The sequence below is a fragment of the Kitasatospora sp. NPDC015120 genome (genome assembly GCF_043080305.1).
Lineage (GTDB): Bacteria > Actinomycetota > Actinomycetes > Streptomycetales > Streptomycetaceae > Kitasatospora.
In genome coordinates this window covers 239,016-251,445 of record NZ_JBIBVJ010000001.1, presented here as the reverse complement: position 1 = coordinate 251,445, position 12,430 = coordinate 239,016, and the positions used below count along the sequence as shown (strand labels likewise).

Below are 12,430 nucleotides of genomic sequence, written 5' to 3'. Positions count from 1 at the left end.
TGGGCGCGGCCACCTGGCGGCCATGCGCGATGATGGGAGGGTTCCCGTCCGCTGCAAGGAAGTCCTTCCCCGTGGCCCAGATCCTGCTCCTGCACTCCGCCTTCGGCCTGCGTCCCGCCGTCCACGCCGCCGCCGACCGGCTGCGTGCCGCCGGGCACACCGTGCACACCCCCGACCTCTACGAGGGGCGGACCTTCGACGACGTCGAGGAGGGCATGGCGTACAAGGAGGAGGTCGGCAGCGAGGAACTCCTGCGCCGGGCGGTCGGCGCGGCCGCCCCGCTGCTGACCCCCGGCACCGCCCTCGTCTACGCCGGCTTCTCGCTCGGCGGCTCGCTCGCCCAGAACCTCGCCCTCGCCGACGAGAACGCGCGCGGGCTGCTCCTCCTGCATGGCACCTCCGACATCCGCGAGGACGCGTCCACCGCCGTCCCCGTCCAGCTCCACGTGGCCGAGCCCGACCCGTTCGAGCCGGAGGACTGGCTGAACGCCTGGTACCTGAACATGCGCAGGATCGGCGCCGACGTCGAGATCCACCGCTACCACGGCGCCGGCCACCTCTTCACCGACCCCGACCTGCCGGACTACGACGCCGAGGCCGCCGGGCGGACCTGGGCCGTGGCCCTGGACTTCCTGGCCGAGCTGGACGGGTAGCCCGCCCCTCCCGGCGCGGGAAGCCGGCCCGGCCGACTTCCCGCGGCAGCGGGACGGGGAGGATGGGGGTGTGACGAGGATGAGTGACGGGCGGTACGCGCCGGCGGGGTCGTTGATCGGAATGGTGCAGCGGGGGCGCGGGCTGGGTGCGCGGATGGTGGCGGAGGATCCGCGGGGGACCGCCGAGGTGGTGGCGGGGTGCGTGCGGTGGGACTGGCGCTGGGACGACGCCGATCAGCGGGCGGTGTACCTGGCGCGGTTGGTGCGGGACACCGGGGTGCGGGTGGAGCCGGCGGGGGAGGCCGGGACCGGGCGGCGGCACGAGGGGGCCGCGGGGGGCGCCGAGGACGACGCCGAGGGCGACGTCGAGACGCTGGTCGGGCGCCTGGAGCGGGACTGGGTGGAGAAGCGGTGGTGCGGGCCGGCGGACACCGCCCGGGCGCTGGCGCGGTTCGGGGCGCGGGCCGCGGATGCGGCGTCGTTGCTCAGGCGGTTCTGGCTGTGGACGCCGCACTCGCACGAGCGGGTGGCGTACCTGGAGGCGTTGGCGGTGATCGAGCCGGCGGGGCTGGAGGGGATCTATGCGGAGTGCCTGTGGGACTGCGAGGACGCCGCGCGGCTGATGGGGGTGGAGCGGGCGCCGGACGGGCCCGAGGTGCGCGAGCGGCTGGCCCGCCTCCGGGAGGACCCGGTGGAGACGCCGGAGGTCAGGGCCGCCGCCTCGGCGCGGCTGGCGGCCCTGACCGGGCCGCACGGCCGGTGACGGCGGCTGCGGGTGGGACGTGGGCGATCCTTCGGGGCGTGGCGAGTGGCGGGGGACAGCTGCGTCCGGAGGCTAGAGTAGGAACGTGAACGTGTGAGTGCTGGTCCGGGCCCTGGTAGCGGCTCGGACCGCATCTGTTTCCGGGCACCCTTCGTGACCTGCGCGTTCGCCGGCCCACCTGTCTGCACCGAGCCTACGGAGGCCCCGCCTTGAGCGATCAGCCGTTCGCGCATCTGCACGTCCACACCGAGTACTCGATGCTGGACGGCGCCGCCCGGCTGAAGCAGATGTTCAAGGAGGTCGAGCGGCTGGGCCAGACCCATGTCGCGATGACCGACCACGGCAACATGTACGGCGCGGCCGAGTTCCACAAACAGGCCACCGCCGCCGGCATCACCCCGGTGATCGGCATCGAGGCGTACGTCGCCCCGGAGTCCCGGTCGAACACCAAGCGCATCCTGTGGGGCCAGCCGCACCAGAAGAAGGACGACGTCTCGGCGTCCGGTGCCTACACCCACAAGACCATCTGGGCCCGGAACAAGGAGGGCCTGCACAACCTCTTCAAGCTGACCTCGCGCTCCTACTCCGAGGGCTGGCTGGTCAAGTGGCCGCGGATGGACAAGGAGCTGATCTCCGAGCTGTCCGGCGGCCTGATGGCCACCACCGGCTGCCCGTCCGGCGAGCTGCAGACCCGGCTGCGCCTCGGCCAGTTCGACGAGGCGCTGCGGTCGGCCGCCGAGTACCAGGAGATCTTCGGCAAGGAGAACTACTTCCTGGAGCTGATGGACCACGGCCTCGACATCGAGAAGCGGGTCCGCGACGGGCTGATCGAGATCGGGAAGAAGCTCGGCATCCCGCCGGTCGTCACCAACGACTCGCACTACACCACCGAGGCCGACGCCGGAGCCCACGACCTGCTGCTCTGCGTGCAGACCGGCAAGAACCTCTCCGACCCGGACCGCTTCCGGTTCGACGGCACCGGCTACTACATCAAGTCGGCCGCCGAGATGTACGCCCTGGACCAGTCGGACGCCTGGCAGGAGGGCTGCCGCAACAGCCAGCTGCTGGTGGCCGAGCGGGTCGACACCGAGGGCATGTTCCAGTTCCGCAACCTCATGCCGCGCTTCCCGATCCCGGAGGGCTTCGAGTCCGAGGCGGACTTCTTCAGGTCCAAGGTCTGGGAGGGCATGGACTGGCGCTTCCCGGACGGGTACGACGAGGAGCACAAGAAGCTCGCCGAGTACGAGATGGACACCATCATCCAGATGGGGTTCCCGGCGTACTTCCTCGTGGTCGCCGACTTCATCATGTGGGCGAAGGGCCAGGGCATCGCGGTGGGCCCGGGCCGTGGTTCGGCGGCCGGCTCGCTGGTCGCGTACGCCATGGGCATCACCGACCTCGACCCGATCCCCCACGGCCTCATCTTCGAGCGCTTCCTCAACCCCGAGCGCATCTCCATGCCCGACGTCGACATCGACTTCGACGAGCGCCGGCGCGGTGACGTGATCCGGTACGTGACGGAGAAGTGGGGATCCGACAAGGTCGCCATGATCGTCACGTACGGCACCATCAAGGCGAAGGCCGCCATCAAGGACTCCTCGCGGGTCCTCGGCTACCCGTACGCGATGGGTGACCGGATCACCAAGGCGATGCCGCCGGACGTCATGGGCAAGGGCATCCCGCTGTCCGGCATCACCGACCCGACCCACCCGCGCTACAGCGAGGCCGGCGAGATCCGCGGGCTGTACGAGACCGACCCCGACGTGCGCAAGGTGATCGACACCGCGCGCGGCATCGAGGGCCTGATCCGCCAGCCCGGCGTGCACGCGGCCGGCGTCATCATGTCCGCCGAGCCGCTGACCGACCACATCCCGGTCTGGACCCGGCACACCGACGGCGTCACCATCACGCAGTTCGACTACCCCACCTGTGAGGGCCTCGGCCTTCTCAAGATGGACTTCCTCGGCCTGCGCAACCTGACGATCATGGACGACGCCGTCAAGGCGATCGAGAAGAACAAGGGCATCAAGATCAACCTTCTTGAGCTGCCCCTGGACGACAAGCCGACCTACGAACTGCTCGCGCGCGGCGACACGCTCGGCGTCTTCCAGCTCGACGGCGGCCCCATGCGCTCGCTGCTGCGCCTGATGAAGCCCGACAACTTCGAGGACATCTCCGCGGTGCTGGCGCTGTACCGGCCCGGCCCGATGGGCGTCAACTCGCACACCAACTACGCGCTGCGCAAGAACGGCCAGCAGGAGATCACCCCGATCCACCCGGAGCTGGAGAAGCCCCTGGAGGAGGTGCTCCGGCCCACCTACGGCCTGATCGTCTACCAGGAGCAGGTGCAGAAGGCCGCGCAGATCCTGGCCGGCTACTCGCTCGGCCAGGCCGACCTGCTGCGCCGCGCGATGGGCAAGAAGAAGAAGGAGATCCTGGAGGCCGAGTTCGTTCCGTTCCAGAAGGGCTGCCGGGAGCGCGGCTACTCCGATGCGGCGATCCAGGCGGTCTGGGACGTGCTCGTCCCCTTCTCCGGCTACGCGTTCAACAAAGCACACACCGCGGGCTACGGGCTCGTCTCGTACTGGACGGCGTACCTCAAGGCCAACTACCCGGCCGAGTACATGTCCGGCCTGCTGACCTCGGTGAAGGACGACAAGGACAAGTCGGCCGTCTACCTCAACGAGTGCCGCAAGATGGGCATCAACGTCCTGCCGCCGGACGTCAACGAGTCGGACGCGGACTTCACCCCGCACGGTGACACCACCGTCCGGTTCGGCCTGACCGCCATCCGCAACGTCGGCGGTCCGGTCGTCGAGTCGATGATCCGGACCCGGAAGACCAAGGGGAAGTTCTCCTCCTTCCCGGACTTCCTGGAGAAGGTGGAGTCGGTGGTCTGCAACAAGCGGACCGTGGAATCGCTGATCAAGGCCGGCTCCTTCGACTCGCTCGGGCACACCCGCAAGGGCCTGACCGCGCAGTTCGAGCCGATGATCGACAACGTCGTCGGCATCAAACGCAAGGAGGCCGAGGGGCAGTTCGACCTGTTCGGCGGCGACGCGTCGAGCGACGAGCCGAGCTTCGGGCTGGACGTCGTGTTCTCCGAGGAGGAGTGGGAGAAGTCCTTCCTGCTCACCCAGGAGCGGGAGATGCTCGGCCTGTACGTCTCCTCGCACCCGCTGCACGGCATCGAGCACGTGCTCGCGGACAAGGCGGACTGCGCGGTGGCGGACCTCGCCGAGCGGCCGGACGGGACGATCGTCACCATCGGCGGCATCATCTCGGGCCTCCAGCGCAAGATGACCAAGCAGGGCAACGCCTGGGCGATCGCGACGGTCGAGGACCTGGCGGGCTCGATCGACTGCATGTTCTTCCCGGCCAGCTACCAGCTGGTGTCCTCGCAGCTGGTCGAGGACGCGGTGGTGTTCGTGCGCGGCAAGCTGGACAAGCGCGAGGACGTGCCGCGGCTGATGGGGATGGAGCTCTCCGTCCCGGACCTGTCGAACGCCCACGCCGAGGCGCCGATCATCATCAACATCCCGAGCGGGAAGGTGACGCCCCCGCTGGTGGCGCGGCTCGGCGAGGTGCTGAGCAGCCACCGGGGGACCACGGAGGTGCGGGTCCGGCTGGAGGCGCGCAGCAAGACGACGGTGCTGCGGCTCGACCGGCACCGGGTGAAGTCGGACCCGGCGCTGTTCGGGGACCTGAAGCAGCTGCTCGGCCCGAGCTGCCTGGCGGGCAACGGGACGGGCTGACCCCCGCCGTCCCGGCCCCGCCGCGCCCCGCCGCTACGCGGAGTTGCGCAGCGGGGCCGGGACGGCGGTGTGCAGGGCGGAGACGAAGGCGGAGATCGCCGGGTGGGCTCCGGCGCCGGCGCGGAAGGCCGCACGGGTGCGGCGGTACATCGGCAGCCGGGTGAGGACGACCCCCGGCGGGGGCCGGTCGGTGCCGAGGTGCGGGACCAGCGCGACCCCCTGGCCGGCCGCGACCAGGGCGAGCACGGTGGCGAAGTCGTCGATCTGGTGGCGGATCCGGGGCGCGAAGCCGGCGGCCTCGCAGGCCCGGACGGCCATGCTGTGGCACAGGGTGCCGGGCGGGGCCAGGATCCACGGCTCGGTGCGCTGGTCGGCGACGGCGCCGGGGACGCGGGCCGCCAGGTACATCGGCTCGGTGAAGACCGGCCGGGTCACCGCCAGGCCGGGCTCCGGGTCGGCGGGCACCAGGTCGTACTCGTGGACCAGGGCCACGTCCAGCTCGCCCGCCCGCAGCGCCGCCGCGACCGCGGCCGGGTCGACCTCGGTGACCATCGGTTCCAGGCCCGGGTGCCAGCCGGCCAGCTCGGCGAGGACGGCGGGGATGATCGCGCGGGCCGCCGACGGGTAGGTGCCGATCCGCAGCGGGCCGGCCAGCCCCTCGCGGGCGTGCGCGAGTTCGGCGTCCGCCTGCTCCAGGCGTTCGAGCACGGCCTCGGCGTGCCGGACCAGGTTGCGCCCGGCCGGGGTGAGGGTGACCCGGCGGCCGGTGCGTTCCAGCAGCGGGACACCGGCCTCCTTCTCCAGGACGGACAGCTGCTGGGAGACCGCCGAAGGGCTGAAGCTGAGCGCCTCGGCGACGGCGGCGATGGTGCCGAGGTGGGCGAGTTCGCGCAGCAGGCGCAGGCGTCGGACGTCGAGCATCGGCTCAGCTTACGAGAAGCTTCGGAAACGTGAACTGGACCTGGGGGATCGGCGGACCGGAGGATCGTGGGCATGGAACTCGAAGGCATTCTCGTCCCACTGGTCACCCCGTTCGCCGCCGACGGCTCGGTGGCACTGGACGCACTGGAGAAGCTGGCGGGACGGGTGCTGGACGACGGCGCGGCCGGGCTGGTCGCGCTCGGGACCACCGGGGAGCCGGCCGCGCTGAGCGCGGACGAGCGGAGCGCGGTCACCGAGGTCTGCGCGTCGGTCTGCGCCGCGCGCGGCGTGCCCCTGCTGGTCGGCGCGGGCGGGCCGGGCACCGCCGCGGCCGCCGGGGAACTGGCCGCCCTGGCCGCGCGGGTGCCGGGGGTGGCGGGCGCCCTGGTGACGGTGCCGTCCTTCGTCCGGCCGGGCGAGGCCGGGACGGTCGCGCACTTCCGGGCGCTGGCCGGGGCCAGTCCGGTGCCGTTGGTGATCTACCACATCCCGTACCGGACCGGGCAGGCGCTGTCCGGCGCGGCGCTGCTGGAGCTGGCCGCGCTGCCGAACGTGGTGGGCGTCAAGTACGCGACCGGCGGGGTGGACCAGGCGGCGGTGGAGCTGCTGGCCGGCGCGCCGCAGGGGTTCTCGGTGCTGGGCGGGGACGACGCCGTCCTGGCGCCGCTGCTGGCGCTGGGCGCGGCCGGCGGCATCCTGGCCTCGGCGCACCTGGCCACCGCGCGCTTCGTGGAGCTGGCCGGGGCGTGGCGCTCCGGGGACGTGACCCGCGCCAGGGCGCTGGGCCGCCGGCTGACCGCCCTGGCGGTGGCGGCCTTCGCCGCACCGAACCCGGCGGTGGTCAAGGGCGTGCTGCACGCGCAGGGGCTGATCCCGACGCCGGACGTCCGGCTGCCGCTGCTGCCGGCCGGGCCGGACGAGGTCGCGCGGGCGCTGGAACTGGCGAATGGTCTGGACCTCTAGCGCCCACTGGGTGGAATGCAAGGCCGTCCGATCACGGTGACAAGGCATGATGGGCGGAGTGCGGCTGTGAGTAGCATGATCAATGAGGAGTAGTCGGATGAAGATCGGCATTGTCGGGGCCACCGGTCAGGTCGGCGGCGTGGTCCGCGAGATCCTGGCCCAGCGCGACCTCCCGGTGGAGCAGCTGCGGCTGTTCGCCTCGGCCCGCTCGGCCGGGCGCACGCTGCCCTGGAAGGGCACCGAGGTCACCGTCGAGGACGCCGCCACGGCCGACTACGCCGGCCTGGACATCGTGATCTTCTCGGCCGGCGGTGCCACCTCCAAGGCGCTCGCCCCCCGGGTCGCCGCCGCCGGCGCCGTCGTCATCGACAACTCCTCCGCCTGGCGCCGCGACCCCGAGGTCCCGCTGGTCGTCTCCGAGGTCAACCCCGGGGCGGTCGCGAACCGCCCCAAGGGCATCATCGCCAACCCGAACTGCACCACGATGGCCGCCATGCCCGTGCTGCGCCCGCTGCACGAGGAGGCCGGCCTGGCCGCCCTCGTCGTCTCCACCTACCAGGCCGTGTCCGGCAGCGGCGTGGCCGGCGTGGCCGAGCTCCAGGACCAGGCCGCCAAGGTCGTGGACGGCGCCGCCGCACTCGCCCACGACGGCTCGGCCGTGGACTTCCCCGAGCCCAAGGTCTACCGCCGCCCGATCGCCTTCAACGTCGTCCCGCTGGCCGGCTCGATCGTCGAGGACGGCTCCAACGAGACCGACGAGGAGCAGAAGCTCCGCCACGAGAGCCGCAAGATCCTCGGCATCCCCGAGCTCAAGGTGGCCGGCACCTGCGTGCGCGTCCCGGTCTTCTCCGGCCACTCGCTGCAGATCAACGCCCGCTTCGAGCGCCCGATCAGCCCCGAGCGCGCGGCCGAGCTGCTCGCCGGCGCCCCGGGCGTCGAGCTGAGCGAGATCCCCACCCCGCTCCAGGCCGCGGGCCAGGACCCGAGCTACGTCGGCCGGATCCGCGTCGACGAGACGGTGGAGAACGGCCTGTCGCTGTTCGTCTCCAACGACAACCTGCGCAAGGGCGCCGCGCTCAACGCCGTCCAGCTGGCCGAGCTGGTCGCCGCCGAGCTCAAGGGCTGAGCGGGCGCACCCGCACCGGGAGGGGCCCCGTCCGGATCGGACGGGGCCCCTCGTGCCGTGTGGGGGAAAGCCGGAGACGGCCGAGGTTCGGGGGGCGGATCCCGGGGAAAAAGGTGACGCAATGACCGGGCGGTCGCGGGCACCCCCTCACCCCACTCCGTCCGGGCCGGGCGCACCGCGCCCACCCCGGCACCGTCGGCCCCGGCGGAGCCCCACCCGAGGGCGAGCGGAAAGAGGTGCGCGATGGACCGCTGTGTCGTCCTGGTGGACGCCGGATACCTGCTGGGCGCCGCCGCGAGCCTGCTCGCCGGTGACCCCTCCCGCTCCAAGGTCACCGTCGACCACACCGCGCTGATCGCCGCCCTGCGCGAGCGCGCCGAGGCCGAGACCGGCCTGCCACTGCTGCGGATCTACTGGTTCGACGCCGCGCCCGAACGGCGCCCGATGCCCGAGCACCGGCGGCTGCGGGTGCTGCCCCGGGTCACCGTGCGGCTCGGCGCGCTCACCCGGGCCGAGGGCCGCTGGGTGCAGAAGGGCGTCGACGCCGCGATGCACGCCGAACTCTCCGAACTCGCCCGCAACCGGGCCTGCGCCGAGGTCGTGCTGATCACCGGCGACGGCGATCTGCTGCCCGGGATGATGTCCGCCAAGGAGCACGGCGTCGTCGTCCACCTCTGGGCCCTGCAGGCCGCCGACGGCGACTTCAACCAGTCGGAGGACCTCGTCGGCGAGGCCGACGAGCGGCGGGTGCTGGACCGCGAGTGGATCGAGGGGTCGTTCAGCCTCCGCGACACCTCCAGCGTCTTCCCCGGCCCCGGAGCCCGGCACGACATCGCCAAGATCCTCGCCGCGCCGCCCGCGGCGCCCCCCGGCGCCCTGCCCGGCCCGCTGCCCGCCGCCCAGGTGCCCGGCCGTCCCGCCGAGGACGAGCCCGCCGTCGCCGTCGCCGCCACCGCCGCCACGGCCGTCCCCGCCGTCAACGGGAGCCCCCAGCCGGCCGCCGCCGGGCTCAAGGTCGTCCCCACCCCCAAGGACCTCGCCGGGCGCAGCGCGGACCGCCAGGCCGCCGTCGCCCAGCAGCAGAACGGCCATCCGCAGAGCGGCCCGGTGCTGCGCTGGTCCTCCGACCGGGGCTGGATCGACCGGCCGGCCACCGAGCCCGCCGTCACCGCCGGCGACGGCCTGCCCACCCTCGCCCAGCTCACCACCGCCGAGCAGCGCTGGGCCGACCGCGAGGAGGACATCACCTCCATCGGCGGCGACGCCCACGAGGTCGGCCAGGTCTTCGCCCGCCGCTGGACCAGCCGGATCGGCGACGTCGAACGGCTCACCGTGCTGTGGCCCGGCTACCCGCGCATCCCGCACCGGGTCGACGGCGAGCTGCTGCGCTACGCCGCCCGCTTCGGGCTGCTCGCCCACAAGGACGACCAGATCGACGAGCACGACCGCTACGCGATCCGGGCGGGCTTCTGGAAGGAGCTCGCCGCCCGCGTCCCCGGCGGGGACGCGGTCGTCGACGACTGACCGGGCCGGGCGGCCGGGGCCCCGTTGTCCGGTTCGCCCGTTGCACCGCGTAGAGTCTCCGGTCGTGAGTGAGTCGGCAGGGCGGGCACCCCAGGAGACCTCGCCGTGCTGTGCCGTACGCGACCTGGTCCGGACGTACCGCGCCGGGCGCGGCGCCTCCGCCGCGGGGATCCGGGCCAACGACGGCATCACCCTGACCGTCCGGCAGGGTGAGATCTTCGGCCTGCTCGGACCCAACGGCGCGGGCAAGTCCACCCTGGTCCGCCAGCTCACCGGACTGCTGCGCCCCGACTCCGGCAGCATCGAGATCCTCGGCCACGACGTGGTCCGGCACCCCGAACGGGCCGCCCGGCTGCTCGGCTACCTCGGCCAGGAGTCCACCGCGCTCGACGAGCTGACCGTCGCCCTCGCCGCCGAGACCACCGGCCGGCTGCGCGGCCTGAGCCGGGCAGCGGCCCGCGCCGCCGCCGAGGAGGTGATCGCCGAGCTCGCCCTGGAGCCACTGGCCCACCGGCCGCTCGCCAAGCTCTCCGGCGGTCAGCGCCGGCTCGCCTGCTTCGCCGCCGCCCTGGTCGGCGACCGCCCGCTGCTCGTCCTGGACGAGCCCACCACCGGCATGGACCCGGTCGCCCGGCGCGCCGTCTGGTCGGCGGTCGAACGCCGCCGGGCCGAGCGTTCCACCACCGTGCTGCTGGTCACCCACAACGTGATCGAGGCGGAGACCGTGCTCGACCGGGTCGCCGTGATCGACGACGGCCGGGTGATCGCCTGCGACACCCCCGGCGGCCTGAAGGCGCTGGTCGACGGCGACGTCCGGCTCGACCTGGTCTGGCGGGACGAGGCCCCGCTGGCCGTCCCCGCGGTGGCGGCGCTCGCCGAACGGGCCGAGCGCACCGGCCGCCGCTGGACCGTGCGCACCACCCCCGAGCAGGCCCGCGAACTGGTCGCCGCCGTCACCACCGGCCCGGCCTTCGCCGCCCTGGACGACTTCACCCTGGCCACCCCGAGCCTTGAGGACGCCTACCTCAAGCTGGGCGGCCGCCACGGAGGACTGGCCAAGTGACGCTGCTCTCGGCACCGCCGCGGACCACCCCGGACGCGGCCGGCGGGCCCGCCCCGCTCGCCCCCGCCGCCCGGCTGCTGCCCGCCCTCGCCGCCGTCTACCGGGCGCAGCTCGCCCGCGCCCGGGTGGCGCGGATCCCGCTGCTGTTCGTGGCCACCTTCCAGTCGCTCGGCATCCTGGTGATGATGCGGGGCGTCGTCGACGCCGGGCAGACCTCGGCCGCCCGCTACGTGGTGTCCGGCTCCAGCGTGCTGGTGGTCGCCTTCGTGGCGCTCAACCTGCTCGCCCAGTACTTCGGCCGGCTGCGGGCCAGCGGCGGGCTGGACCACTACGCGACGCTGCCGGTGCCGGCCGCCTCCGTGGTGCTCGGCGCGGCCGCCGCGTTCGCCTCGTTCACCCTGCCCGGGACACTGGTCACGGCGGGGGTCGGCGCGGTGATGTTCGGGCTGCCGCTCGGGCAGCTGTGGGTGCTGCTCGCGGTGGTGCCGCTGGCCGGGGCGGCGCTCTCCGGGCTCGGCGCGGCCTGCGGGCTGCTCGCGCCCAAGCAGGAGATCGCCACCATGCTCGGCCAGCTGGGCATGTCGGCGGCGCTGCTGCTCGGCGTCCTGCCGGTGGACCACCTGCCGCAGCCGGTCCTGTGGCTGCGCGACCTGCTGCCGTCCACCTATGCGGTGGAGGCGTTCGCCCGCACGTTCCGGCCGTCGCCGGACTGGGCGGCGGTGCTCGGGGACCTCGCGGTGTGCGCGGGGGTGGGCGTGGTGTCGCTGGCCGTCGCCACCTGGGCGTACCGGCGGGCGACCCGGCGGTAGCCGGACCGGGCCGGGCACCCGGGCGCCCGGGCGGCGGGTGGCCGGGCCGCGGGGCCGCCGACCGTGAAACGATGGGGGCGTGACCGTACCGAACACACCTCCGGATCCCGCGGACGCCGCCCCGGCGGACGCCGTGCCCGCTCCGCACGCTCTCCGTGATCCGTACGCACTGCCGCCCGGGCCGGACCCGGCGGGCGGCGGGGCGCGGCCGGCGGAGCCGCCGGTGCAGCGGCTGCTGCCCGAGCTGAGGATCGGGGCGGCCACGGTGCTGGCCTGTCTGGTGCTGGGGGTCGTGATGGGCGCGCTGTGGGCCTGGCTGGCGCCCAGGGTGCCGCTGGTGGTGGACGGCAACAAGATCCTCTACGGGGACCCGGAGGGGGAGCAGCGGGCCGGGGCCGACAGCGTGTTCGTGCTGCTCGGGCTGGGGATGGGACTGCTGACCGCGCTGGGCGCCTTCCTGGTCACCCGCAAGCGCGGCGGCGGGATCGCGGTGGCGGCCGGGCTGGCGGTCGGCGGGCTGCTCGCGTCGGTGGGGGCCTGGGGGCTCGGGCGGTGGCTCGGGCCGGGCAGTGACCTGGTCGCCGAGGCACGGCGGGTCGGCAACGGCGGGCACTTCCAGGCGGACATCGACCTCGGGGCGTACGGGGCGGTGCTGGCGTGGCCGATGGCGGCGATGGTGGTGCTGCTGGCGCTGTCGGCGGCGTTCGGGAAGCGGGAGGAGGACCCGCCGCCGTACTGGATGCCGGGGCCCGTGACCGTGGACGCCGGGGCCCCGGCGGAGGAACGCCGGGAGGGCTGAGGGCACCCGGCGGGCCGGCCGGGGAACGGTGCGGCCCCGGCCCCTGCGCCGCGC

General features: G+C 73.7%; 10 protein-coding genes. 9 read left to right on the top strand and 1 reads right to left on the bottom strand.

Annotation, left to right across the window (positions count from 1 at the left end; genetic code table 11):
- Positions 1-32: 32 nt before the first annotated feature.
- From ACF1AK_RS01100 to dnaE, 3 genes are all read left to right on the top strand, one after another.
- On the top strand, positions 33-653 hold the full coding sequence (locus tag ACF1AK_RS01100) for a dienelactone hydrolase family protein (protein ID WP_391496675.1): 621 nt from the start codon (positions 33-35) through the stop codon (positions 651-653).
- 70 nt (positions 654-723) lie between these two features.
- Positions 724-1,416: a hypothetical protein gene (locus tag ACF1AK_RS01095; RefSeq protein ID WP_391496674.1), complete on the top strand. Its 693-nt coding sequence runs from the start codon at positions 724-726 to the stop codon at positions 1,414-1,416.
- Between the two features lie 209 nt (positions 1,417-1,625).
- Positions 1,626-5,171 (top strand): DNA polymerase III subunit alpha, encoded by a 3,546-nt coding sequence (dnaE, locus tag ACF1AK_RS01090; protein WP_391496673.1) that lies wholly within the window; start codon positions 1,626-1,628, stop codon positions 5,169-5,171.
- 33 nt (positions 5,172-5,204) lie between these two features.
- Here dnaE and ACF1AK_RS01085 read toward each other — a convergent pair whose 3' ends face one another.
- Positions 5,205-6,092, bottom strand: coding sequence for a LysR family transcriptional regulator (locus ACF1AK_RS01085; protein WP_391496672.1), 888 nt, complete (start codon positions 6,090-6,092; stop codon positions 5,205-5,207).
- A gap of 72 nt (positions 6,093-6,164) precedes the next feature.
- Here ACF1AK_RS01085 and ACF1AK_RS01080 point away from each other — a divergent pair, with 72 nt between their 5' ends.
- The 6 genes from ACF1AK_RS01080 to ACF1AK_RS01055 all read left to right on the top strand — a co-directional run bounded on the left by ACF1AK_RS01080 (position 6,165) and on the right by ACF1AK_RS01055 (position 12,376).
- Positions 6,165-7,055, top strand: coding sequence for a dihydrodipicolinate synthase family protein (locus ACF1AK_RS01080; protein WP_391496671.1), 891 nt, complete (start codon positions 6,165-6,167; stop codon positions 7,053-7,055).
- Positions 7,056-7,152: 97 nt separating this feature from the next.
- Positions 7,153-8,181: an aspartate-semialdehyde dehydrogenase gene (locus tag ACF1AK_RS01075; RefSeq protein WP_391496670.1), complete on the top strand. Its 1,029-nt coding sequence runs from the start codon at positions 7,153-7,155 to the stop codon at positions 8,179-8,181.
- A 243-nt stretch (positions 8,182-8,424) separates the two neighbouring features.
- A complete protein-coding gene (locus ACF1AK_RS01070) occupies positions 8,425-9,705 on the top strand; it encodes an NYN domain-containing protein (protein WP_391496669.1) in 1,281 nt (426 codons plus the stop codon).
- Between the two features lie 64 nt (positions 9,706-9,769).
- Positions 9,770-10,768 carry an ABC transporter ATP-binding protein gene (locus ACF1AK_RS01065; RefSeq protein ID WP_391496668.1) on the top strand — a complete coding sequence of 333 codons (999 nt, stop codon included), beginning with the start codon at positions 9,770-9,772 and terminating at the stop codon, positions 10,766-10,768.
- Complete coding sequence (locus tag ACF1AK_RS01060; protein WP_380286819.1) at positions 10,765-11,577, top strand: ABC transporter permease; 813 nt, start codon at positions 10,765-10,767, stop codon at positions 11,575-11,577. The genes ACF1AK_RS01065 and ACF1AK_RS01060 overlap by 4 nt, the downstream gene beginning before the upstream one ends.
- Before the next feature lie 79 nt (positions 11,578-11,656).
- Complete coding sequence (locus ACF1AK_RS01055; protein WP_391496667.1) at positions 11,657-12,376, top strand: hypothetical protein; 720 nt, start codon at positions 11,657-11,659, stop codon at positions 12,374-12,376.
- Positions 12,377-12,430 lie beyond the last annotated feature (54 nt).

What these genes read in the sequence shown, in the direction of transcription:
- ACF1AK_RS01075 (WP_391496670.1), top strand. Translation starts at nt 7,153, where the DNA reads ATGAAGATCGGCATTGTCGGGGCCACCGGTCAGGTCGGCGGCGTGGTC.
- ACF1AK_RS01070 (WP_391496669.1), top strand. Translation starts at nt 8,425, where the DNA reads ATGGACCGCTGTGTCGTCCTGGTGGACGCCGGATACCTGCTGGGCGCC.
- ACF1AK_RS01100 (WP_391496675.1), top strand. Translation starts at nt 33, where the DNA reads ATGGGAGGGTTCCCGTCCGCTGCAAGGAAGTCCTTCCCCGTGGCCCAG.
- ACF1AK_RS01085 (WP_391496672.1), bottom strand. Translation starts at nt 6,092, where the DNA reads ATGCTCGACGTCCGACGCCTGCGCCTGCTGCGCGAACTCGCCCACCTC.
- ACF1AK_RS01080 (WP_391496671.1), top strand. Translation starts at nt 6,165, where the DNA reads ATGGAACTCGAAGGCATTCTCGTCCCACTGGTCACCCCGTTCGCCGCC.